Origin of the sequence: Xenorhabdus hominickii, assembly GCF_002632725.1 — a bacterium.
GTDB classification, from domain to species: Bacteria; Pseudomonadota; Gammaproteobacteria; order Enterobacterales; family Enterobacteriaceae; genus Xenorhabdus; species Xenorhabdus hominickii.
The window spans coordinates 1-22,001 of sequence record NZ_NJAI01000015.1 but is presented as its reverse complement, the minus strand read 5'-3'; the positions used below and the strand labels follow the sequence as shown (position 1 = coordinate 22,001).

At 43.0% G+C, this 22,001-nt stretch carries 20 protein-coding genes and 2 pseudogenes; 11 read left to right on the top strand and 11 right to left on the bottom strand.

Going from position 1 to position 22,001, the window contains the following annotated elements:
• The first annotated feature begins 521 nt into the window (after window positions 1-521).
• The 11 genes and pseudogenes from Xhom_RS24115 (at window position 522) to Xhom_RS24060 (ending at window position 12,197) form a co-directional block, all read left to right on the top strand.
• Entirely contained in the window at window positions 522-986 is a 465-nt protein-coding gene (locus Xhom_RS24115) for an acyl carrier protein (protein ID WP_099140050.1), read from the top strand.
• A 107-nt stretch (window positions 987-1,093) separates the two neighbouring features.
• Window positions 1,094-1,536, top strand: a pseudogene (gene tnpA / locus Xhom_RS24110) (IS200/IS605 family transposase).
• 81 nt (window positions 1,537-1,617) lie between these two features.
• Window positions 1,618-2,880, top strand: coding sequence for a beta-ketoacyl synthase N-terminal-like domain-containing protein (locus tag Xhom_RS24105; protein WP_099140049.1), 1,263 nt, complete (start codon window positions 1,618-1,620; stop codon window positions 2,878-2,880).
• 3 nt (window positions 2,881-2,883) lie between these two features.
• Window positions 2,884-3,978: a hypothetical protein gene (locus tag Xhom_RS24100; protein ID WP_099140048.1), complete on the top strand. Its 1,095-nt coding sequence runs from the start codon at window positions 2,884-2,886 to the stop codon at window positions 3,976-3,978.
• A complete protein-coding gene (locus Xhom_RS24095) occupies window positions 3,975-5,267 on the top strand; it encodes a beta-ketoacyl-[acyl-carrier-protein] synthase family protein (RefSeq protein WP_099140047.1) in 1,293 nt (430 codons plus the stop codon). Before Xhom_RS24100 ends, Xhom_RS24095 begins: the two co-directional genes overlap by 4 nt.
• On the top strand, window positions 5,260-6,051 hold the full coding sequence (locus tag Xhom_RS24090) for a hypothetical protein (protein WP_099140046.1): 792 nt from the start codon (window positions 5,260-5,262) through the stop codon (window positions 6,049-6,051). Before Xhom_RS24095 ends, Xhom_RS24090 begins: the two co-directional genes overlap by 8 nt.
• 14 nt (window positions 6,052-6,065) lie before the next feature.
• Entirely contained in the window at window positions 6,066-8,921 is a 2,856-nt protein-coding gene (locus tag Xhom_RS24085; protein WP_099140045.1) for an aminotransferase class III-fold pyridoxal phosphate-dependent enzyme, read from the top strand.
• The gene (locus Xhom_RS24080; protein ID WP_099140044.1) at window positions 8,918-9,682 is read left to right on the top strand and encodes an SDR family NAD(P)-dependent oxidoreductase; all 765 of its coding nucleotides are present in this window, start codon (window positions 8,918-8,920) and stop codon (window positions 9,680-9,682) included. The genes Xhom_RS24085 and Xhom_RS24080 overlap by 4 nt, the downstream gene beginning before the upstream one ends.
• Before the next feature lie 12 nt (window positions 9,683-9,694).
• On the top strand, window positions 9,695-10,438 hold the full coding sequence (locus Xhom_RS24075) for an SDR family NAD(P)-dependent oxidoreductase (RefSeq protein ID WP_099140043.1): 744 nt from the start codon (window positions 9,695-9,697) through the stop codon (window positions 10,436-10,438).
• Window positions 10,439-10,493: 55 nt separating this feature from the next.
• Window positions 10,494-11,060 carry an NAD(P)H-dependent oxidoreductase gene (locus tag Xhom_RS24070; protein ID WP_099140042.1) on the top strand — a complete coding sequence of 189 codons (567 nt, stop codon included), beginning with the start codon at window positions 10,494-10,496 and terminating at the stop codon, window positions 11,058-11,060.
• 441 nt (window positions 11,061-11,501) lie between these two features.
• The gene (locus tag Xhom_RS24060) at window positions 11,502-12,197 is read left to right on the top strand and encodes an IS6 family transposase (RefSeq protein WP_099140040.1); all 696 of its coding nucleotides are present in this window, start codon (window positions 11,502-11,504) and stop codon (window positions 12,195-12,197) included.
• A gap of 36 nt (window positions 12,198-12,233) precedes the next feature.
• Here the strand turns inward: Xhom_RS24060 and Xhom_RS24055 are convergent, their stop codons facing one another.
• From Xhom_RS24055 to Xhom_RS31715, 11 genes and pseudogenes are all read right to left on the bottom strand, one after another.
• A complete protein-coding gene (locus Xhom_RS24055; RefSeq protein WP_099140039.1) occupies window positions 12,234-12,680 on the bottom strand; it encodes a hypothetical protein in 447 nt (148 codons plus the stop codon).
• Window positions 12,681-12,698: 18 nt separating this feature from the next.
• The gene (locus Xhom_RS24050) at window positions 12,699-13,322 is read right to left on the bottom strand and encodes a restriction endonuclease fold toxin 5 domain-containing protein (RefSeq protein ID WP_099140038.1); all 624 of its coding nucleotides are present in this window, start codon (window positions 13,320-13,322) and stop codon (window positions 12,699-12,701) included.
• A 1-nt stretch (window position 13,323) separates the two neighbouring features.
• Complete coding sequence (locus Xhom_RS24045) at window positions 13,324-13,668, bottom strand: hypothetical protein (protein WP_099140037.1); 345 nt, start codon at window positions 13,666-13,668, stop codon at window positions 13,324-13,326.
• A complete protein-coding gene (locus tag Xhom_RS24040; protein WP_099140036.1) occupies window positions 13,668-14,162 on the bottom strand; it encodes a DUF4123 domain-containing protein in 495 nt (164 codons plus the stop codon). The genes Xhom_RS24045 and Xhom_RS24040 overlap by 1 nt, the downstream gene beginning before the upstream one ends.
• Window positions 14,159-16,165 (bottom strand): type VI secretion system Vgr family protein, encoded by a 2,007-nt coding sequence (locus Xhom_RS24035; RefSeq protein WP_099140035.1) that lies wholly within the window; start codon window positions 16,163-16,165, stop codon window positions 14,159-14,161. The genes Xhom_RS24040 and Xhom_RS24035 overlap by 4 nt, the downstream gene beginning before the upstream one ends.
• A gap of 47 nt (window positions 16,166-16,212) precedes the next feature.
• A pseudogene (tssF, locus tag Xhom_RS24030) lies at window positions 16,213-17,938 on the bottom strand (type VI secretion system baseplate subunit TssF).
• Between the two features lie 262 nt (window positions 17,939-18,200).
• Window positions 18,201-18,380: a hypothetical protein gene (locus Xhom_RS28510; RefSeq protein ID WP_145957504.1), complete on the bottom strand. Its 180-nt coding sequence runs from the start codon at window positions 18,378-18,380 to the stop codon at window positions 18,201-18,203.
• Window positions 18,381-18,402: 22 nt separating this feature from the next.
• A complete protein-coding gene (locus tag Xhom_RS24020) occupies window positions 18,403-18,636 on the bottom strand; it encodes a DUF6282 family protein (protein WP_099140032.1) in 234 nt (77 codons plus the stop codon).
• Between the two features lie 137 nt (window positions 18,637-18,773).
• Entirely contained in the window at window positions 18,774-19,148 is a 375-nt protein-coding gene (locus Xhom_RS24015; RefSeq protein WP_099140031.1) for a hypothetical protein, read from the bottom strand.
• A gap of 635 nt (window positions 19,149-19,783) precedes the next feature.
• Window positions 19,784-20,650 carry a protein RepA gene (locus Xhom_RS24005; protein WP_099140051.1) on the bottom strand — a complete coding sequence of 289 codons (867 nt, stop codon included), beginning with the start codon at window positions 20,648-20,650 and terminating at the stop codon, window positions 19,784-19,786.
• A 998-nt stretch (window positions 20,651-21,648) separates the two neighbouring features.
• On the bottom strand, window positions 21,649-21,822 hold the full coding sequence (locus Xhom_RS31715; RefSeq protein ID WP_169928552.1) for a hypothetical protein: 174 nt from the start codon (window positions 21,820-21,822) through the stop codon (window positions 21,649-21,651).
• Window positions 21,823-22,001: the final 179 nt, after the last annotated feature.

The following is a 22,001-nucleotide window of genomic DNA, read 5'->3' as shown; positions in this document are numbered from 1 at the left end:
TGGGCAATAATATCAGTGGGATAATGCAGGCGTTTGAACGCTTTTCGGATAAGGGGCATATCGGATTCCATCCTGAGTTTTCCCAACGATAAACCAAAATGCACGTTAATGCGACAGAACCACTCAAAATCCCCTGAAATGCACGACAAAGTTATCGGTACTTTTATCGAAAGATAATATTATATTTAAGACCGTTCAACGGATTGAATACGAGACCTCATTCTATTGCCGACTGAACAAAGTGCCCCACACATTTTTATGCTCTCACATATCAGTTTTAAGGCTAAATAACGCATCATATCCGATGAAATATTCTAATAATTGGAATAATATAATTATTTTCTATTTAACTTCTATATTTTATTTACGGATTTTTTTTATTTTGTATGATTTGTTCTGTTAATTATCATGATTATATTGCACTGGTTTTTATACGTATTCACTGATGGAAAATAAAGAGATTTTCAACCTTTTCCATCTATGTAAACTATATCTCATGTTAAATTATTGAGGATTTACTTATGGAAAAATATATATCTTCGGTATGTGATGAAGTTTCTTCTATTACTCTTACTGACAAAGAACTGATTAATGAAGATTCATCATTAATTAATGAATTAGGTGCGGATTCTTTAGATATTATTGATCTTACTTTTAATCTGGGTAAAAAATTTAAAATTACTATGCCTACCAAGAGTGTATTTTCTCATGTGATGGAAACTGCGCCTGAAGATATAATCAATAAGCTGGTTATTGGCGATGTACTGACTGAAGAGGGTAAAGGGTTACTTGCTTTTGGTTGTTATAAATACACACAAAAACAATTGGATGCTATCCATACACTAGGGGATTTATTTGGTGAGACGAACATTTATAACTGGGCTTCGTTATGTAAAAACGTTTTTGAATCAGAGAGTAAAAATGCAGATAAGATCATTTTAGATGAAATTGAACAATATTGTCATAACATGAAAACCCAATCATAAATTGATGACATTTATTTTAACATTATATTGACTTTTTATTAACTCTGCATTGGTGCTTTAATCTCTTAGGGTCGAATTTCCCGCCGCTTGCGGCGTAAACTAACGGAATGAGTGAATACATTCACAAAAGCCATAATGTTACCGTCTTGATGTATCACATAGTGTTACCTGCTAAGTATCGTAGGGACATTTTTGACTCATATTTTGATAAAGTTCTGAAAGATATTTGCCTCGAAATAGAGCAAAGATATCAGTTTAAATTCTTGGAAAGAGGGACAGACAAAGATCATGTATATTTCCTAATCCAGTCGGTACCAACATACAGCGTGACAAAGGTTGTCACATTGATAAAAAGCCTGACAGCAAGAGAAATATTCAAACGTTGCCCTTAGGAGAAAAGGACACTATGGGGTGGAGAGTTTTGGACTGATGGGTATTTTGTAAGCACTGTTGGTAAACATGGGATGAACAAATGATTGGTAAATACGTTAAAAATAAAGGGAAACAATACAATAAATTGCATTCAGATCACCAACTAGCAATGTTTTAAGATACCCCGTTGCTTGCGGCGGGTTCTTCATTTTTTTGAATTTAAGTCAAATCTGATGTTTTTACTAAGGTGGTAGTAAAAATGGCTAGTATCACGACAGAAAGAGTGGTTATAACCGGTTATGGTTTAATTGTTCGTAATCATAATTGCCCACATACTTTATTCCATTCATTAATGGAAGGAAAATCACTTATCTGTGAAGATGAGTTGTTAAAAGAGTACGGAATAAGTCATATTCCAAGTGCAAAATTAACTTCCGAAGACATAAACCAATTGCATAATAAATTCAGTTCAACAGATAAGTTTGCCAATAATCTTGTTTTTCTAATGGCATATTGTGCCAGCGAAAACAGTTTGAAAATGGCAGATTTAAACCGTGAAGAACTGATACAATATCAATGTGAATTATTTTTTGCCAATAATAAAATGTTTATTGATGGTAATACTCTAAGCCAATATATCAATAAAGAGCGGCCTTTGTCAGAGTCCGTTGATATTGAAAATATAGCCTCACTGATCCGTCCGTATGAAATTGCTGAAGAATTGATTAAGCATTTCCATTTGTCGGGGCAGCCAAGAGTATACGGTGATGCCTGTACCGCAGGTATGACCGCACTCTATTCTGCATATCGGACAATTAAAAGCGGTCGAAGTCAGGTCGCTCTGGTTGGAGCTTCTGAAGAAGCCACCCATCCTGTCATGCAGACATTATTTAAAAAAGTCAAAGCTCTTTATAACGGTAAGTTTACTGAATTAAATCAATCATCACGGGCGTTTGATAAAGACCGGGCTGGCTGTGTTTTAGCGGATGCTTCCGCATTTCTTGTGGTTGAAAATTATTCTCATGCCCTTGCCCGCAACGCCGCGATATTAGCTGAGATTGCCGGAATGTCCCGTCAGTCTGAAGGCTACAAAATGACATCAACGGATTTATCGGGGCAATATTATCTCAACTCTATGTCTGCAGCGCTGGAAGATGCTGAATTACGTTCTGAAGATATCGACCATATCAATGCGCATGGTACTTCAACGGTCAGTAATGATCTGGCGGAAAGTAAAGCGATTCACGACCTGTTTCCACATAAACCTCCCGTTATTTCCACAAAATCAGCAACTGGCCATTCGCTGGCAACCAGTGGATTATTGGAAGCTATACTCACCATCGAAACGCTGAATAATCATCAACTGCTTCCCAGCCTTAATTTTTCTGAGTCGGGAAAAACGGATGGCCTCATCAATGTCAATAAAACGACAAGAGTCATACACGCCAGCCATATCCTCAGTAATTCTTTTGGTTTTGGCGGAGAAAATAGCAGCCTAATCTTAAAACGTGCAGAGGGGTAACACATGGCGATTTATATCACCAGCGGTTGCACCTTATTGCCTGATAATCTGAGCATGGGCAATATTATTGATGGAAATATCAAAGATGCTGTTTTATCCGGCAGTGAACCACATTTGCCTCAGATTATAGGGGAAAGATTCATCAGGGAAGGGGATTTTGTTATGCCTTCTGTCGATAAGATGATCCGGCGATCCAGCCATCCGCAAAGCCAGTGGGTGCTCTATACGGGCATTAAAACCTGGGAAAAGGGTATCGGAGAGCATTTTCCTCCTGAACAACGCGGGTTATTTCTTGGCTTAGGCACCACTGATGCAGATAACAATGCTTACTTTATTGCTTCTGATGCAAAAAATGATGAGGATTATGTATCCAGATCGTTAGCAGAAAAACCGCCATTGATGGGGTTGATGCTATTGAATACGTCAACAGCCAGCCATTTGTCACAACATCTGAACATAATTGGTGATAATGCCTTCTTTTCCCCGCAAGTTGATGCGGGAGGCCATGCTCTGCTGGAAGGTTATTACAGCATCAAAGAAAAACGCAGCCAGTTTGTGCTTTGTGGTGGCAACGCCCAGAAAATCTCAGCGTGGTACTATCTTGCTTATGAGCGGCTGATCGGGAATACTCCGTGGTTACCTGCGGAAGCCGCTTCGTTTACTGCGTTACATAATGATTACCGGAATGCGGATAGCAAGTTGGTCTATGTTAACCGCACGATAATTCATAGCAGCCATCACTATCGGCATTTTCTGTCGCAAGCACTGAATGCTGGGTCACCACATCAAATTATTCATGTCGGCAGGCCAGAGCATGAAGCTATTCCGCTGACACTCGATATTTTTCCTGAGGCTGTTCAGTTTCATCTTGATAAAGCCATCGGATACACCGGGCCAGCTGCTGTTTTTATTGCGAGCAATCTCGCCATCGAATTGCACCAAAAATCATTGGCACTTGATAACATCCACACTCACATCCAAACCCGACTGACCTGTCAGCAACCGTCGCCAAAGGTGTTGATACTGGTACATGGTCTGGAAAAACAGTGCATTGCTGTTTTGCTCGATATGGGAATGTCCGGGAGAGAATTATCATGATATCCAATCGTCGTGTTGTTGTGACCGGTATGGGCGTTGTGAGTGCTTTCGGAACTCAGCTTAATACTGTCTGGAAAAAACTCTGTGCAGGTGAATCCGCTATCAATCCTCTGACATTTGAGGATAACGGAACCCTGCCAATCAAATATGCTGCCCGAATCGATTTCAATACCCTGCTGGCTGAAAATTCAGCTTACCTGCCCGCATCCGGTCTTACCGATCGGCGGGGAGTCATGGGATTTATTTCAGCATTTAAGGCATTGGAAGATGCGGGATTATTGGCACAGCCACACATCAATGAACAACATATTGGTATTTATGGATGTAGTGGTGTTAGTGAAATTTCGGAGAATGACAGACAGTTTTGGCGTGAAATTCGCTGGGCAGAAGATACCGAATCACAAGATATTGAGGCGTTATTCAGGCAGCGCCATAACCTGAGTTTTTGTTCCGGTATCAGGTGCAGTAACGATGGGATGGTTAATGCCATTGCGAGCCAATTTTCGTTATCAGGGCCTGCAATAAACCTAAATGCCGCTTGTGCCGGAGCGACCCATGCTATCGGGCTGGCCTACCAGTCGATCAAAAGAGGTGAAGCAGCCATTATGCTGGCGGGAGGTGCTGATTCAGTCATCAATCTGCATACCCTAATCAGCCTGAAATTATTGGGTGCTGCCGCGACAACAGAAAAGTGGGGAAATACACTTTGTCGTCCTTTTGATAAAGATCGTAGTGGATTAGTGGCGGGTGAAGGTGGGGCATTTTTAGTGCTTGAAAGCGAAGAGAATGCCCAGCGCCGAGGCGCTAAGATCTATGCTGAAATTAAAGGCTATGGCGCTTCACTGGACGCTTATAAATTAACGGCTCCGCATCCCGATGGTATCGGCGCAGAAAATGCCATCAGACGGGCACTCGGAGACAGTGGTTTATCACTGGGTCAGATCGATTATATCAATGCTCACGGTACGTCAACGCCACTAAATGATGCTCAGGAATCCGCTGTGATAAAGCGTATTTTTAGTTCCCAGCCGCCGCTGGTTTCATCAACCAAATCAATGTTAGGTCATTGGATCGCTGCCGCAGGCGCTATTGAAGCTGTCGCTACGGTTCTGACGGTAAAGCATCACTTCATTCCACCCACCATTAATTTTACAACACCTGATCCGCTTTGTGATTTGGACTATGTTCCCAATAAAGGGCGGCCTTTTTCTGTGAAAAATGCAATATCCAATTCATTTGGTTTTGGTGGAATTAACTCCTGCTTAGTCATAGGAGATTACAATGAATAATAAATCAGTAAACAATAAATCAATCAAATTAGTGGCTCATAATATCACCACTCTCAGCCCGCTGTTTCATGATCTCAGTGATGAAACAGAAGAACATAATCTGATTAAAAATGAAAAACTCAGGCGGTTTTATTCAATAGGAACACGAAAAGGACTTATTTCTGCCAGGAAAGCATTAATTTCAGCAGGATTAGATATCCATGATCCGAAAATAAAATTCGGCCTGTACGCTACACAGTATAGTTATTTGCATCCGTTACCTGAGGAATTATTGCTGGAAAAGACGCAAGCTCAAACGAAAAAGCAGGAAAACAGCGCAAACAGTATTTTTAAGACTATCTGGCAAAGCGAGCAGATAAACCCTTTCTTAATCACGCTGTCACTCAGTAATAACCTGCTGGGCGTGCTTTCTCAGGAGTTACAGGTGCAATGTGACTGTGCTTCTTTTTTGCGTGGAAATATTGGGTTACTGGCAGCATTGAGTGAGGCTGAATTATACCTGAATAATCACTTAATTGATTATGCGCTGGTTGTTGCATCAGGAATAGGTCATGTTCCTCAGGAATATCATCCTGAATTGTCCGGGGAATATGTTGAATTCGGTGTAACGTTCATTCTCACCAGAGTTGAAAATCCGACGCCACAATATCCCACTCATCTCATTGATATTACACATCTCAATCAACATTACCGTGACAAAAACTATGCGGCTGAAACACTTCTTTTCATCAAGGAGCTCGCTGAGCGTATAGAGACTCACAAACATATTGAATCGGTTAATTAATTATAGGAATAACAATGGAAAAGTATGCGACTTTTTGTAGGCCTCAGTTGACTCGTGCCTTGATTTCAATGGGTTTAAACCGAACTTATCATCGGGCAGCAGGTAATTTTCTCTATTATTACGATGAAAACGATAAAGAAACTCCGGTATTGGATCTGTTGGGTGGATATGGCGCAACGTTATTCGGCCATAATTCGCCCGTAATAAGAGAAAAAATAAAGCAGTATCTTGATGAAGAAATCCCGATTCATAACCAATTTTCTATCAAAAAATCCTCAGCATTACTGGCTGAACGTCTGAATGAATTATTAAAAGAAGAAACCGGTGCGAAAAGTAATTTTATATTCTTCTTTGCGAGTACAGGCGCAGAATCGATAGAAATTGCGCTGAAGAATGCTGAATTTACCCGTCACACCCAGCTTGAGGCGTTAGAGCAAGAAGTTTTAACCGCCATCGCCAGAATCAGCGATGATCACAAAATCAGCCTGACAGAAGAACAACGCCAGCTTCTGCAACTGGAGAAAGAGGCATCAATCGATGAAATAAAATCAGCACTGATAACATTTACTCGGCATCAATTGGGCAAGAAAGCGGTTTTTCTGGCACTGGAACATTCGTTTCATGGCAAAACCATCATGACGGCGAGTTGCACTAATGGGGCGATGTACCGTGATTATCTGAAAAGAATCAAAATCGATACCCATTTTCTGTCTGCTAAAGAGCTGAGCGAATTTGCCGATATGGGCGAAAAAGCAAACGATTTCTTTAATAGCTGGTTGTGGCTGCCACAGGAAGAGAATAACCAGATTATTTTCACGAAAAAACCATTCAGAGTCGTGACTGCATTTCTGGTTGAACCGGTGCAGGGGGAAGGGGGCGTTCATCCGCTGAGTGCAGAACAAGTCAGCGGGATTAATCGCTTAAAACAGACATTGGGTTGCCCGGTGATAGCTGATGAAGTGCAATCGGGATCAGGACGATGTGGTTTCTTAGTCGCCTCCAGTGATACAGGGCTTGATGCCGACTATTACGTGCTTTCGAAAGCGATGGGAGCCGGGTATGTCAAAATTGGCGTGGTAGCGATTAGTCAGGAAAGTTTCACGCCGGGATTTGATGTTATTCAGAGTTCCACCTTCGGCGAAGACGATTTTTCTTGCCGGGTCGCACTTGATTACCTCAATTTGATCCATGCTGACCAGCGCCGCTTACTGAAGCAGGTAACGCACTTGGGTGAGGTGTTCCGAACAGAACTTAATGCACTGAAAGAACTATATCCTGATGTTATTCGGGATGTTCGCGGCAAGGGATTGATTTGGGGAATAGAATTTTATGATGTGATGAATTCTGATTCCTACATTATGCAGAATATTGCGGTACAGGGCATTTTGGGCTATATCATCAGCGGACATTTATTGTGTGGCAGCCATATTCGGGTCGCCCCTACCGCTAGTGCAGCCAATGTAGTTCGGATAGAACCTTCGGTATTTTTGAACGTTAAGCAGATTCAGTCGCTTATTACTGCACTTTCTGGTGTTTGTCTGGCGATTCGTCATGCTGACACAGGGTTTATTATCGCTCCTCTGCTTGGGAAAAAGGACCTGACTCTATCGACAGATTATCGGCGCGTAGCAAGCCCTCAGTATGAGAATAGCGAAGCTGACTATAAAGTTGCCTTCATTAATCATCTGATATCGGCCAGCGGGCTGAGAGAAGTCGATCCTTCATTCAGTATATTCAGTGACAGAGAATTAGAATTATTTGTCGAAAGTTCTACTTTTAAGCTCTCCACAAAACCATTCAAAGCTGCACGTATCCGCTCCATTAATGGTAAATCGGTGGAATTTACATTATATCCACTGATAATCACGTCAAAAATGATTAAAAAAGCACTGGATGAAAATGATCTAGAGAGGTTGCGATATGAAATTGATACCCGTGTGACGCAGGCGGCCTCAGAGGGAAATATCGCTGTCGGACTGGGTATGTTTACCTCCATCATTACCAATAATGGCAAGTCGTTAAAAAATCCGCCAATCAGCGTGACGACAGGCAATGCTCTGACAGTCGGTATAGGCGTAGAAGCATTACAGAAAAGTATCGCCGGGCGCAACATGGCTGATATGCGGATTGCCGTTGTAGGGGGCGCCGGGAATATCGGCAGTGTTTACGCAGAGATATTAGGCCCAAGATTCCGGGAAATAGTATTGATAGGAAGCAGTAACCACGGCTCGCTGAAAAAGCTGGACGGCGTAAAATACCGCATTTATCAAAATATTTATGAGCAATTCATCGTTAACAGAGCGGTTAACAGGAAGCCAGTAACAGGTGAATTGGTGCAAAGAATCGTAGACAGTCTTGCCGCAATACCTGCTGATTACCTGACGAATCAGACCAATGTGGGAATGGCGATAGATAACTATCTGAATCAGAATTACCCGACTCAGACCTTTATCCACACCTCGCAAAATATTTCTGATATTGAAAACTGTGATGTGATTGTGTGTGCATCGAATGCGTCAGAGGCATTTTTGTCCGTTGAGAAAATCAAGAACGAAGCCATTATCTGTGATATTTCCGTGCCACATAATCTTTCCGATGAGGATGTGCTTAAACGCCCTGATCTTAAGATATTACGTGGCGGCATTGTTCAGACGCCTCATCATGACAGCTTAGATCCCCGTGTACGCGCCTACCTGAAAGAAGGTCAGATTTATGCGTGTATGGCTGAAACTCTTTTATTGGGGCTGGAAGAGCATCAGGGAAATTTCTCATACGGGAATATTTCTGCGAATCAAGTGATTGATATTATAACTATTGCTGAAAAACACCATTTCAGCTTATCTGATATTAAAGAGAGTTCAAGCCTATGAACAATCATGAACAATTCACATCAGATACCCAGATAAAAAATGCGATTGTCACGGGAGGCAGCAAAGGGATCGGTAAATCCATCGTATTGAGTCTGTTAGATAAGGGGTATCGGGTCGCGTTTTGTTATCGCCATGAAACACCCCAACTCTTAAATTTTATCGCCGAAGTGAAGCGGAATTATCCGGATATCTTACCGATTAAGGCTGACTTAGCCTGTGTTGAAGATGTCAACATGTTTATTGATAGCGTCGTTGATACGTTTGGTCGGGTTGATCTTCTGGTCAACAATGTGGGAATCACCCGGGATGGATTATTGGCGACAATGGATATTAAAGATATCAATCTGCTGATAAATAATAATTTATTGAGTTATATTTTGTGTAGCCGTGAAGTATTAAAAGTCATGATACCGCAGCGTAGCGGTCATATTATTAATATTTCATCCATATCCGCCACCAAGCCAAATAAAGGTCAATCCATTTATGCGGCAACCAAAGGTGGCATTGAGTCATTAACACGGGCATTGGCTGTTGAGGTCGCACCTAAAAATATCCGGGTTAATGCAGTTGCTCCCGGTGTTATTCAAACTGACATGACGGAAAATTTATTAAGTACTCATAAGGAATTCATCAATCATAAAGTGCTGCTTAAACGCGTCGGACATGTTAATGAAATTACCAGTGCAAGACATTTTCTTATGGAAAATGATTATATCACGGGTGAAGTTCTTAATATTAATGGCGGAATTGTGCTTAGTTAAGTAAGGAAAATAATGCTAACATTTATTGTTACTGGCGCTGCCAGTGGAATTGGTTTTGCCATTTGCCAAAGATTGGTTGCGGCGGGATATTATGTCATTGCACTTGATATTAATTCAGACGGATTAAATGAATTAGTAAAACAATCACCAGAATATATTTATCCATTACAAATTGATTTAGTTGAAGAGAATGCAATAATCAACAAATTAATACCTTTAGTCAAAGAGCGTGAAATACAGGGCATTGTGGTGAGTCACGGCAGAGCCGATGATAATCATATCGAACAAAATGATATCTGGGATTTAGTTCTGACAACAAATTTGCACTCAACCCAGCGTTTATTTTCACATATTGTGCCTAATATTATTTCGGGTGGGCGAATTGTCATTATTTCATCTATTCTTGGCAAAATGGGAACAACGCGGAATACGGCTTACTGTGCATCAAAACATGCTTTAATGGGTTTAACAAAAGGCTTGGCACTGGATCTGGCAGGAAGGAAAATTACCGTCAATGCGGTATTACCGGCCTGGGTTAATACACCCATGTTAGTAAAAGGCCTGGAACCTCATGCACAATTATTAGGGTGTTCAACATCCGTTTTATTAAAACAAACGGCTAAGCGTATTCCATTACGGCGTTTAATTACACCACAGGATGTTGCCGGTACAGTGATGTTTTTCATTTCTCCTGATGCTGCTATGATCACTGCCCAGGGAATAATCATTGATGGGGGAGAAAGGAGAGGAATGTAACATATTAGCTCACCAGAAATTTGTTAGTTTTTTATTTCGTAAAGGAGTAGTAAAAATGAAGCACATGATTATTTATGCTCACCCGAATCCTAAAAGTTTTAATTCTTCTATTAAAGAAAAAATAATTAGTAAAATTGTTAAAAAAGGTGATGAATATTCCTTTATTTCTCTTTATGACGAGAAGTTTAACCCTATACTTGACAGCCCGGATTTTGAAGCTCTGCATCGGGGAGAAATATTAGCTGATGTTGCAAAAAGTCAGACGATGGTGAAAGAAGCCGATCACCTTATTTTTATTTATCCTATCTGGTGGTTTGGTCAGCCCGCTATTCTTAAAGGATGGATTGACCGGGTATTTTCTAATGGTTTTGCTTATTACGAAGATGAACGCACTTTTACTCCTTATCTGACCGGAAAATCAGCCACTGTGTACGTCACGTTGGGAACTGAAAAACATGTATTAGAGCAAAACGGGATGGAAGTGGATCAGTTTATGGGCAGTATGACGCTCGGAACGCTCGGGTTAGTCGGTATTGATCCTGTCAATGTTGTTCCTTTTTATGGGATTCCGAAGATCACGGATAGCGAGCGTAAAACCCTGTTGGAATCTGTTGTGATGTAAAGAATTCCAGCCACGTAGTTACTTTTTCATCTTCATCATCACCAGATAAACGCCAGCTGCTGATTGCTGGCGTTTTTTGTATATAGAAATAGAAATCTATGGTCACTTCCATTTTTGCAACACTGATTTTTGACATATAATGGGCTTGCTTAAATCTATCCGGCGTCATTATAGGCACTGTTGTGGTATAAGGATCTCGGACACCTCTAAAGCCTGCTAAATTGATCAGAAAGCAACATTTCTAGTGTGTTATTGTTGCTGTTGATTTTATCTTCTCTCAAATTCGCATGGAGATATTCAGATGCCAAAAACCCATGTAGGGCTCTTTTTTGGAGGAAAATCTTCCGAACATGAAGTCTCTCTTCAATCAGCGAAAAATGGTTCTGTCGCATTAAGCGGAAATATTCAGGTAACATGTCATTTTTTGTTGAGAGCTCCCTGATGTCCCTTATCCGAAAAACGTTCAAACGTCTACATTATCCTACTGATATTATCGCTCAGTGCATCCGTTGGTACTTAGCTTATGCCCTGAGTTTACGAAACCTGGAAGAGATGATGGCTGAGCGTGGAATTGCCGTCGACCACTCCACGCTCTCCCGCTGGGTTCATCGGTTGGTTCCCCTGATTATCAAACGTTATCGACGCAGTAAACCGGCGGTTGGACACCGATGGCGAATGGATGAAACCTATATTAAAATCAAAGGACAATGGCGTTACCTTTATCGGGCGGTGGACACCGATGGCAATACGGTTGATTTTCTATTGACGGCCTGGCGGGATAAGGCGGCTGCACTGCGTTTCTTCAAAAAAGCGATGCGGCAACATGGGCAGCCCGAAGTCATCACGATAGATAAAAGTGGCGCTAACAAAGCTGCCGTGGACGAGTTAAATCAGGGAAAACCCAAGGAAGAAATCATTGTTATCCGACAGAATAAATACCTCAATAATCGGATTAAACAAGATCATCGCAATATCAAACGGCGAACACGTCCTCTGCTGGGATTCAACAATTTCAGGCGGGCACAGACCCTGTTGTCTGGAATTGAATTGTGCAGTATGTTGCGTAAAGGACAATATCCTCAGAAACCAGCTTGTCCAATTTCACCCGTGGCCTTTTTCTATCAACTCACTGCATAAAAAACACTCAACACATTTTCGCTCATGCTCTCTCTGTTAATGCGACAGAACCGTATTATGACCGGAAACCAGAAATTTAATAAAATCGATCAGTTTAGGAAACTGAAACTCTTTTTCTTTAATGGATATATTAATCTCTATTTTTGTTTGACCTAACTGGTTCATCCGATAATTGTGATAAAAAATCGCACATCCCTCGGTATTGTTTTTACCGTCCCAGACCCCTGATATAACCATAGGGTAATCTTCTGTATAACCTTCTTCAAATTCATTTATCGCGTCTTCAGTTATGCCTTGTTGATCAAAAGCAACCCTGATTAATGCCTCTTCTAAGGTGTCACCGGATAAATACCAAGTTTTAGGGTATCCAAAGAGCCCATCTATTTGTTTTGCTATTTCATAAGTATCATTAACCGCTATTTTTGGAGTTAATGGTTCTTTCCAATCGGAATATACTTCTATATTTAATGATAAAATGGTCATCTATCATTTCCTATGAGTTTACAATGGAGTGTGAAGCACTTTAATATTGGCGTAAATAGAGAATGCCCTTGCATAATAAGCAAAGCTCATAGGCTGTAAAAAGTGCCAATGTGAATTGGGGATACCTTTTAATGTAGAGCATACTGTTTGTTGTCTTCCTGCTTGAGACATCATAGATATGTGCCCACTTTTACTTATTTTCCACCAAAATTTCGGCTCGGCATTTTCAAAAAACTGGTCATATTTGGCTTTCGCCTCAAGAAACAGACATTGTTGGGGTTTCCAGCCATCAAAACGAACGCTCAAACACAGCCACACTTGAATCTTTTCCGTTTCCGGCATGTATACTGAATTACAGATTTGGATTTGATAAATTGTTGAGTCAGCAGAAATGCTGACACTTTCCCAATAAGGGGTGACCTGTCCGATCGCGGGACATTTTTCACACTGTTCTCTTGTCGTGCTAATGGCATCGGTCTTAGCTTCTGCTTTATCTTTTTGGTTCGTTTCTGCTTTATCTTTCGTTCCTTCCATAATGCCAACAGCAACAAATCCTGCTACGCAGGCGGCAAGCGTCCATTGAGCGGCAGCTAAAAGAGCAGAGCCAGCAGCGGGTGCGCCAAGAACTAAGGGAACGGGCATATTAATGTTTCCTTTTCATTAAATTATCCACTATTCGCAGATAATCACGATATTGTTGTTCAGGATTATCACCTGCTTTCAGCATGTTTTGAATTTCGGGTGAATCGTGATAATTGCGGTTAAACGCAACAAAATAGAGATAAGAGCGAATTAACGCTTCATCTTTAAATCCCATACCGATCAAAGCCAGATACGCTTCTTTCAGTCGCCTGTGCAGGCTATGGTCACTCTCGTTCCCGATAAGTGCAGCGTGTTCCGATTGAAGGCGTTTGCGAACTTGAGTGACATAAGCCTCGTCTTCTGCATCAATAAATTTGGCGACCTGTTCTTGGCTGAGTTTGAGCATTACTGTCCTCCTCTTACGAAATGATCATGGCTGTCAAACGAATACATCCACTCATCAATCCCATCGGTAAAAGCAGCCAATTGCTCCAGGCTAAAAACATCCCGGATTTTATGCAGAATGCGGGGATCATAAAAACGCAGCAAGGCCGTTTCTCCCGTTTCCAACCGGACATTGAGATAAGGTTCAAGGTGACGGGTGAGGTTATCCAGTGACAGCGCGGTGTGTAACCAAGAGACGGACGGTGCCGCCCGTTCGAGTTCGGATAATTTTTCCGCCCATGAGGGAGCCTGAGCCATATCAAACAGCCATGGCCCAGCAAACGCGATTTTGGCATCGGGATGCTGCCGGAACAGCGGGTTATTCACCCCGGCGATATACGTGATTTCATTACCAAAGTGGCGTTCATACTGTAAGCCATTGACCAAGGCAAACAGTTTGATTTCAGGGTGAATTTTTCTGTATTCCGCCCATTTTTCCTGTAATACCGGAGTCATGACTGCCCCCTGACAACCATTGCAGTGCCCTGCAATTCCGCTTTCATCAGACAGGTCAGACAGATTTCTTTCAGCGGGGCAGTCAGCATTTTTTCAGCCTGTGCCACGCTGGCCTGTTTCAGTTTATCCAACATATCCGGCAACTGACCGCCCCAGCCTGAGCCATTGCCCGGTGCGCCACTGCCAAAATTAATGCCGGCACTGCTGGTAATTCCGCCTGCGTCGATTTTAAGGAAATGCCCCGCCGCCTGAAGGGTGAGTTCAGCACCGGCATCAATCACGACTTTGGCACCTGAACGGAGATGGATTTCATTGCCGCTTTGCGTCAGCACGGCATCGTTCGCCTTGATATGGAGTTTTTGTCCGGTAGACAGAGAGATATCGTTGCCGGCCAACATCCGGTATTCATTATCGATGCGCAGATGTGCATCGTGTTTAATGTGATGCGTCCGGTTATGGCCAATGTTTGTGGTTTCATCATTCAGGATGTCGGATTTCATATCCTTCTGGGCATGGAAAAAGATTTCTTCACTGCCCTTGGCATCGTCAAAGCGCAGTTCGTTAAAGCCTTCGCCTTTGTGGGTGCGGGTTTTAAACGTGGTGCGGGTTTTCTCGGCCGGCAAGTCCAGCGGCGGACGGTTCAAACCGTTATAGACGCAGCCCGTCACGATAGGGCGGTCAATATCCCCGTTGAGATAGGAGACAATCACTTCCTGTCCGATACGGGGGATGGCCATGAAACCGAAACCGTTGCCGTTCCAGCCTTGTGCCACCCGAACCCAGCAGGAGGCGTTATCATCGGCCTTGTCGTAGCGGTTCCAGTGGAAGTGAATTTTGATGGCACCGTCTTTATTAACGAAAATTTCTTCGCCTTCCGGGCCAACCACGGTCGCACTTTCATCCCCGTCGGCCAGCGGCTTGTAATGAAACGGCGGCCGCCAGTCAACATAGCCATCGATAAAACTAAAATCGTTGCTCAGGGTCGTGCCTTCACCTGTATCCTGTCCCCGTGCCTGCGGACAGTGGCCATAATGGCTGATGCCGACAACCTGCCAGCGCGTATTGTGCGGGGCATGGGAGTGGTTTACGATTTCAAAGATTTTGCCCGGCCTCAGTTTGATGCAGTTACTGTGTCCGGTGCCGCTTTGCATCCGGTTTTTCAGGGCTTCATGACGGTATTTAACGAACGGTTTGGCCTCGGCATCGTTCTGAAAACGGCCGTAACTTTCGTAAACCGTGTACGGCGTGAGTGAACCCAAGGCCTGATATTGCGGGCTGCTTTCCAGATGGGAAAGGGGATAAAGCGGGCGTTCGAAATTGAAGTCCTTATTGATCGTGCGCTGCGGGGCCATGCCCACACCCAGACGAACCTGATAAACCGTATCGACCCCGTGCGCCGTTTCCGGTTGCGGATTGTAACCGAGCGTTAAGTCAGCCGTCATGCCCAAGTGACTGTCACTGAAAAACAGCCGGTCATCCTCGAACCAGAAACCGATCCCTTCTTCGGCCGCCAGCCGACAGAAAAAGGCATAGTCAGACTCCCGTTTCTGGGTCACGTACTCTCGGTCCTGATGCGGATCTTCCAGTTGTGAATCGGCCCGGATCTGATGCTTTTTCAGTAACCGTTTCATAATATCCGGTACATTCCGGCGGTGATGGATATGGCTGTCCTGATTAAGCGTCAGCCGCCAGAGGAAAGGGCGCACGGTAAACGTATAGAGCGTCTGATGACCATCGGTGCCGCACCAGTCCGCCTGAGAAATAATCCCCGTGATTTGGCGTTGCAGGGATTCATCCCACATCACCTGAAACACGGCATCCTGCATCAAAAGGGAAGGAAGATCAATTTCCTGCTGCCGGCGGAACGGACTGTGCGAACTGACCAACGTCAGATTCAGCGTGAACAGATCGGACAGTCCTTCACTTAAGGTAAATTCAGAGACCGCAAACGCGTTCTCCGGTAAGTTCCCTATCTGGCACAGGAACCGTAATCCGCTTTTCATGATGTTATCTCCCCCCGATTTTCCATTTTTGTTTTTTATCTCATCGGCTACATTTCACGCCGCAAGCCTTCAATTTGTCGGAATTGCCACAGCGGCGTTGTGGCGTTCCGGTGATAAACGTTTAACCGGATAAAATTGTTTTCGGTGACAAAACAGGACAAAACGTGGCCGATAACCTGAGCGAACCGGTACATGTCCCCTTCGCTACCGTAGCAATCGGAATGAAGGGTCAGATGAAGATAATAGCCACGTATGGGACGGCCTGTGCCGTTTTGTATCCGATCGCCGGCGGTGGCTTCGAGGTGAACGATCCCGCTGATATCGTGCTGCATTTGCTGGCTTAACGGACGGTTGTGGCCGGCATAACAATCAAACAACCCCAGAAAGGTCTTTAGCGTGTCCGTATTGAAAATCAGGAACGGAGTATTGTTAAGGACACCAATCAAAGACCAGTCCGGTTTTCCCATCACCATCGGCGGAAAATCCGGAGAGACGGGGGTGATATTGCGGGCACGCAGATGGGCAGGCACCGATTCCTCCGACACGGTGATATCCCCTGTCTCCAATCTCATTGCCTGTACATGGTAGCCGGTCAGATGCGCACAAACCGTTTGTGACGGCAGATTGTTGGCCTCTTCTCCATCTACAGCCAGAAACCGGATTCTATTTCGGATACGTCCCAGCAAATCGGTGGAAAGAAGGGACTGGAAATAGATATTTTCAGGTTGCCCTTCATCAAGCAGCCAGTCACTTTTCTCACAAAACCGGGCAACGGATTGAAAATGATGCGCTTTACCGCGCAATTGTTTCCCGCCGGGTTGTTTGACCGTTTGAAGACCCTGTAACTGAAAAAGCCGTACGGTATCCGGTAAAGGCAAGGGATAATGTGCTTGATTTTCATCAAGCTGAAGGGGAGCGCTGATCATGGGGTCCAGATGGACGGCCGGGACACACCCCAACCGGAAAGCATCGCCCAATGTATCCAGTGGCAGCTCGCCTTCCAGTCTGAAGACCAGTTCAAATGAACCGTCCGGGTTTAAAGGCAGTTCGCGGTATTCCTGCGCATCAAAGGTCACAAAATCGAAAGCATAAGGCAGACAGTAATATTCTGTTATCAGTTGCAGACGGGCAAAATGAGTGTTGTCGGTGGGCAGGACACTCTGATTGAAATGAGCATCACATCCATACAACCGGCTGTATCCGAGTCTTTTTTCTTCGGTCTGTGGTCTGTGTGCGCAGGAAAATATCACCGAGATGGCGTTCCAGCCACAAGCTGAGCTGAGCAGTCCGCTCACGATCTGTACCGAGAAAAAATTGAAGTAATCCTACTTTCCAACCGGATGAAACCTCTCCCGTTTGGCGCAATGTCAGGATTATCTCGCTGTGTTCGCGTGTTTTTTGGATCTGCCTGTCCAAGACAATGACAGGTTCAATATGTAAGGGACGACAGGTGCAAAACCGTAAAACCTGTTCCCCTTCAGCGGCAGTGACGGGTGTTTCTCGTGGAATATCGACGCCACCTTGATGAATATCCTTGTGGGGAGTGAATTGGATGATCGTCGTCGGCGGCACGGGACGCAGGGCATGAGGCCAGATACGTCCCAGCATTTCATGGGTAATTTCCGGGTAGCTGTCCTCAATGGTGCTACGCAGGTTTGAGGACAATAAGGCAAAGCCTTCCAGAAGCCGTTCGACATCAGGATCATGAGACGTATTCAGAAAATCTGCCAGATGGGGAAAGTCTGCCGCCATCAACTTTGCCCGCTCACGCATGTAAGCCAGTTCTGTCAGATACAGAGATTCTTTGGTGTTCTTCATCTGTCTCTCACTTCGATGTTTCGATTAACAGTTAATCGGCATTCCATCGATAATGTTTATGAATGATTACAGGGTAACCGGTGCGAACACGCTATTTTACGGATTTAACCGTTAATTTCTTTAATAAGATGCACAGTTTTTAGCATTTCAGACGAATACGAATGGGAAAGAGAAAATGACCCTGTCAGGGCAAGAGGCAAGGGAATGAGCTTGAAGATCAAGGGGAAAATGGCTTGGCAGGATGATCAAAAAAATGCACAGATCCTGCATTTCCATACGGCCGGGTTTCTGGCCTCATGAACCAATATTTATCAATACCACCTCGAACTTTGTAAGTTACAAAAAGAAAGAAAGGCATAAGTGTTGACGGACAATCAAAAGAGTTTTGTTTTTCCATAAGCTCCGCCCCCTGACGCGTATCACAAAAAATGGACGCTCAAATCAGAGGTGACGAAACCTGACAGAACCATCGTATCAATAAGTTGCATAACTTCGTAACACGATACATGACCTGATGACAACACAACATCATATTGTTGAGCAAAACGAATTAATTTATGGACTTTTTTACGTACCCGTCCGTTACTATCGACAACAGACAAGTATTGTTGGGCACATGTGTGAGCAGCAGTATTTGCCCAAGCACGCTTCATGAGATTGATTTCGATAATCTATTTTTATCTATTTCTTTTATTTTACTAGAAAATAAGTATGCCTATTCCAAAAGCTGCCATTAAACGTATTGATTACTTTGATTATTTCTTTTTTTTATTTTTTGCACATTATCTCCTTATTTGCCGGGATTCCTCACGGTTCTGCTGATAACGACGGACTGACGGAGTATAGCAAGAACGTCACTGACGGACATCTTCCAAACCATTGCCTGACGGCGAATGATGAAAACACCCAGTTCAATACGCTGATGATGACTGAGAAGATGTTGCATGGTGTTACCGGCTTCTGAAATAACAAGCATGACACCTTTTGCATCATTGTTATGCCCTGTCAGACCTTTGTTTTTGTTAGGCCCGTGATAGTTGAATTCTGCACTTTTTTTCAGCCCAAATAACAGCTCACAAAAATCCGTCAGTTCGTTTTTGGATAATTGCAGAGAAATTTTATTATCCCATCCCGGCACATTGGATGATTGAGGTATTTTCGCCATTTCAATATTAACGGTTAACTCTTTTGATTTTTCTCGTCCCTTTGGCGATCAGCATAGAACTTCACTACTTCCTCAAAATTTTTTTCGGTCATAATTTATCTTCCAAACTCACGTCTTCACTGTGTCTCACAAGGAGTTCTGTGGAGAAATATTGAATCTAATAACTCTATAAGTATACCACTTTTACATCTTTATCTATATGAATAATAATAGTTATTATAATTATTGCGAAGGACAGAGGGGGCGTTAGGGGGATATCGATTCCGCGAGAAGTCCGTCAGAGGTAGAGGTGGTTCTCAGGGGGATAGTGCCAAAATGGCGCTAATAAAGGTGGGCGTTAAGGGGAAAAAAAGGAAAAAAGAGGACAGTTTCCGGCTCATTTATACTGATTGCTTATTTATTGAACCACCTTTCCCCCCAACACCCACCTTAAGACCTTTAGATGATAGATTTTCAAGCAACCAAATCAAATTTTCCCTCTATTACACACCCCCTCCCCTCACAAACCACCAAAATATTTTTATATATATTGATTATTAAATATTTTTTTGATTTATTTTAAATACACTGCTTTTTTTCGCAGCAGTTCATAGCCAGATTCCCCCTGACGCCCACCTCATTTTGTTGCAACCTCGTCAGCCAATGACTGGGGTTAACTTAGGCGTTCGCTTGTGTACAATCAGCACGTTCTTGTTATCTTTTCGGACAATTGACGCATCGAGATAGCCGATATCAATCAGTTTCGCTATGGCTTTCTTGATAACCCTATTTTGCTCTTTGATTTCACTGACTAAAGACAACCTGTCACGCAGGCGATCAAAGCTGATAGGTGCAGGGTTAGGGGGTAAACTGGCAATAAAAGTGTATATCGCCTGTGCAACTTCCTGCCGAGGAAGCGCCTTTATAGCGTGCTGCTGGAGTACAACGCGGAAGTCGTAATAATAAAGCTCCCAGAGACGTTCGTCAGCCTCAAGTTCTACAATGTCTTTATCAGCATCAAAGAAACCTACCTTAATCAAACCTGTGTTGTAACCTGCCCGGGTATCCTTACCACGCTTAAAAGAGATGGATTTACCACGGATTTTAAGTAATGATTCATGAATAGACGCACGTAACTTGCTATCCAGTTTTTTGCTGGGAAAACCACAGTCTTTGGCGAACTCTGAAAACTTTAGCTTTATCCTGTTAGAAAAGATTCCGTACTTGCTAAACGCTCGGATGATACCGATCCAGACTTTAAAGTCCGTATCCATATCCAGCCTTGGGCCGACAATAGAGATTTCGGTAAATCCTTCACTTCTTGCATATTCAAACTGAGAACACAGCTCACTAGCATCAATAACCGAGCTGTGTTGCGCGCTTCTAGCAGGCTTGGGTACGAATATCCCTAAACGCATGAAGGCAACCGGCTGTACCGTGTTCTGTGTATTAACTGTTAATGGTTTTTCTTTTGACTCTGTATCTACGTATAGCACATCCGAAATATATAGTTGATCCTTCATTGTATTCCCTTGGTCCCCCAAAAGGATTTGTGTTATGTGGAAAAAATAGCACATTTTCCCTCTATCGCCCACTTTTTTTCCCCTCAGCGCCCACCCTTTTCCCCCTAACACCCACCCTTCTCCCCTCAGCGCCCACCCTTTTCCCTCTAACACCCACCCTAATTCTTAGAAAACCTTGTGAGAGTAAGCTTAGCGAATAGAGGGATCTATTGGATCATTTGTAGATCTATTTAGGATCTATTTATTGGATCTATCGAGTGGATATGTAGATAACTTAGGAAAGGTAAAACATAAGTATCTAAAAACATGTCCCACACAAAACAAATGGATACTAATTATAAATTAATACACAAAACATTTTGATAATTAACAATTCAACTTCACTGACGCGCTACGCTTGTCCAACCGGCATCAGGAAACGAAAAATAACCCCATTCGTTCCCTGCTACCGGTTTCCATTTAAAGAGTCAGATCTTAGTTAACACGGTTCTAATTCAGAGACTGGTAGAAAACTTATAGATGAATAATAGTAAACCATGCAGATATTCACTTGTGCGTTCCCCCCACTTCCGTAACCTGATCAATCAACATCCTAAGAGCATCATCACCCACTGTGATCTGTTGACCACTTACATAGATCACTACAACAGTGGACAGTGGGAATCCTTATTTTTGAAACTATTCTTCTCTTCTACACCACAGCTTTAACATATAGTTCGAAGGCCTTATCTTCGGGAAGTTCTGACAGGATAACAATGTCATCTCCGTTACGCTTACGAACTAAGTTAAAGATAATTCTTTTATTAGTAACATTTCGCAGATCAATACTATTCACACTGTAAAGCATCCATCACGGACAAAAAGAATCTTTTTTGAGAAGTCACGTCTAAATTTAGTTCAAAGTTTCTTTTCGTTATGTAACTCGATAACCAGCTGATCGACCAATAACTCAAGGTTCATTGCAAACGATAATTTACCACTTTTTGTATTTGAAAATTCTATTTCAAGTGCAAGAAGTGATTTTTCATACTTCTCAGTACAGTAGCACGTATATTGGTACTGCCGTCATTATCAGCAATAGCAATCACTTTTGCTTCAAAGCATGTAGTTTCTTCGCTGGCAAATTCAGCTACTTTCAGTGCAGACAGGGTAATGCGGATTTGCTGGCTCATATATTAACTCGGCGGCTATTTATATCTGATATACTGTGTCAATGAAAACAGATGCACGCAAGCTCACGATTGAGCAACTAGAGCTGCTGAGGCAGCAAGCTATTCGATTTCGCCAAGAGAAAAAAACCTTTCGCGAAATCGGTCAATTATTGAAGATCCATCCGGATACGGCTGGACGC

Excerpts from the sequence above, each read along its gene's own strand:
- Xhom_RS24080 (WP_099140044.1), top strand. The coding sequence starts at position 8,918 with ATGAACAATCATGAACAATTCACATCAGATACCCAGATAAAAAATGCG.
- Xhom_RS24055 (WP_099140039.1), bottom strand. The coding sequence starts at position 12,680 with ATGACCATTTTATCATTAAATATAGAAGTATATTCCGATTGGAAAGAA.
- Xhom_RS24090 (WP_099140046.1), top strand. The coding sequence starts at position 5,260 with ATGAATAATAAATCAGTAAACAATAAATCAATCAAATTAGTGGCTCAT.
- Xhom_RS28510 (WP_145957504.1), bottom strand. The coding sequence starts at position 18,380 with ATGGAAAAACAAAACTCTTTTGATTGTCCGTCAACACTTATGCCTTTC.
- Xhom_RS24035 (WP_099140035.1), bottom strand. The coding sequence starts at position 16,165 with ATGAAAAGCGGATTACGGTTCCTGTGCCAGATAGGGAACTTACCGGAG.
- Xhom_RS24020 (WP_099140032.1), bottom strand. The coding sequence starts at position 18,636 with ATGAAGCGTGCTTGGGCAAATACTGCTGCTCACACATGTGCCCAACAA.
- Xhom_RS24075 (WP_099140043.1), top strand. The coding sequence starts at position 9,695 with ATGCTAACATTTATTGTTACTGGCGCTGCCAGTGGAATTGGTTTTGCC.
- Xhom_RS24015 (WP_099140031.1), bottom strand. The coding sequence starts at position 19,148 with ATGGCGAAAATACCTCAATCATCCAATGTGCCGGGATGGGATAATAAA.
- Xhom_RS24070 (WP_099140042.1), top strand. The coding sequence starts at position 10,494 with ATGAAGCACATGATTATTTATGCTCACCCGAATCCTAAAAGTTTTAAT.
- Xhom_RS24105 (WP_099140049.1), top strand. The coding sequence starts at position 1,618 with ATGGCTAGTATCACGACAGAAAGAGTGGTTATAACCGGTTATGGTTTA.
- Xhom_RS24115 (WP_099140050.1), top strand. The coding sequence starts at position 522 with ATGGAAAAATATATATCTTCGGTATGTGATGAAGTTTCTTCTATTACT.
- Xhom_RS24040 (WP_099140036.1), bottom strand. The coding sequence starts at position 14,162 with ATGACTCCGGTATTACAGGAAAAATGGGCGGAATACAGAAAAATTCAC.
- Xhom_RS24100 (WP_099140048.1), top strand. The coding sequence starts at position 2,884 with ATGGCGATTTATATCACCAGCGGTTGCACCTTATTGCCTGATAATCTG.
- Xhom_RS24060 (WP_099140040.1), top strand. The coding sequence starts at position 11,502 with ATGTCCCTTATCCGAAAAACGTTCAAACGTCTACATTATCCTACTGAT.
- Xhom_RS24050 (WP_099140038.1), bottom strand. The coding sequence starts at position 13,322 with ATGCCCGTTCCCTTAGTTCTTGGCGCACCCGCTGCTGGCTCTGCTCTT.
- Xhom_RS24085 (WP_099140045.1), top strand. The coding sequence starts at position 6,066 with ATGGAAAAGTATGCGACTTTTTGTAGGCCTCAGTTGACTCGTGCCTTG.
- Xhom_RS24045 (WP_099140037.1), bottom strand. The coding sequence starts at position 13,668 with ATGCTCAAACTCAGCCAAGAACAGGTCGCCAAATTTATTGATGCAGAA.
- Xhom_RS24095 (WP_099140047.1), top strand. The coding sequence starts at position 3,975 with ATGATATCCAATCGTCGTGTTGTTGTGACCGGTATGGGCGTTGTGAGT.
- Xhom_RS31715 (WP_169928552.1), bottom strand. The coding sequence starts at position 21,822 with ATGAGCCAGCAAATCCGCATTACCCTGTCTGCACTGAAAGTAGCTGAA.
- Xhom_RS24005 (WP_099140051.1), bottom strand. The coding sequence starts at position 20,650 with ATGAAGGATCAACTATATATTTCGGATGTGCTATACGTAGATACAGAG.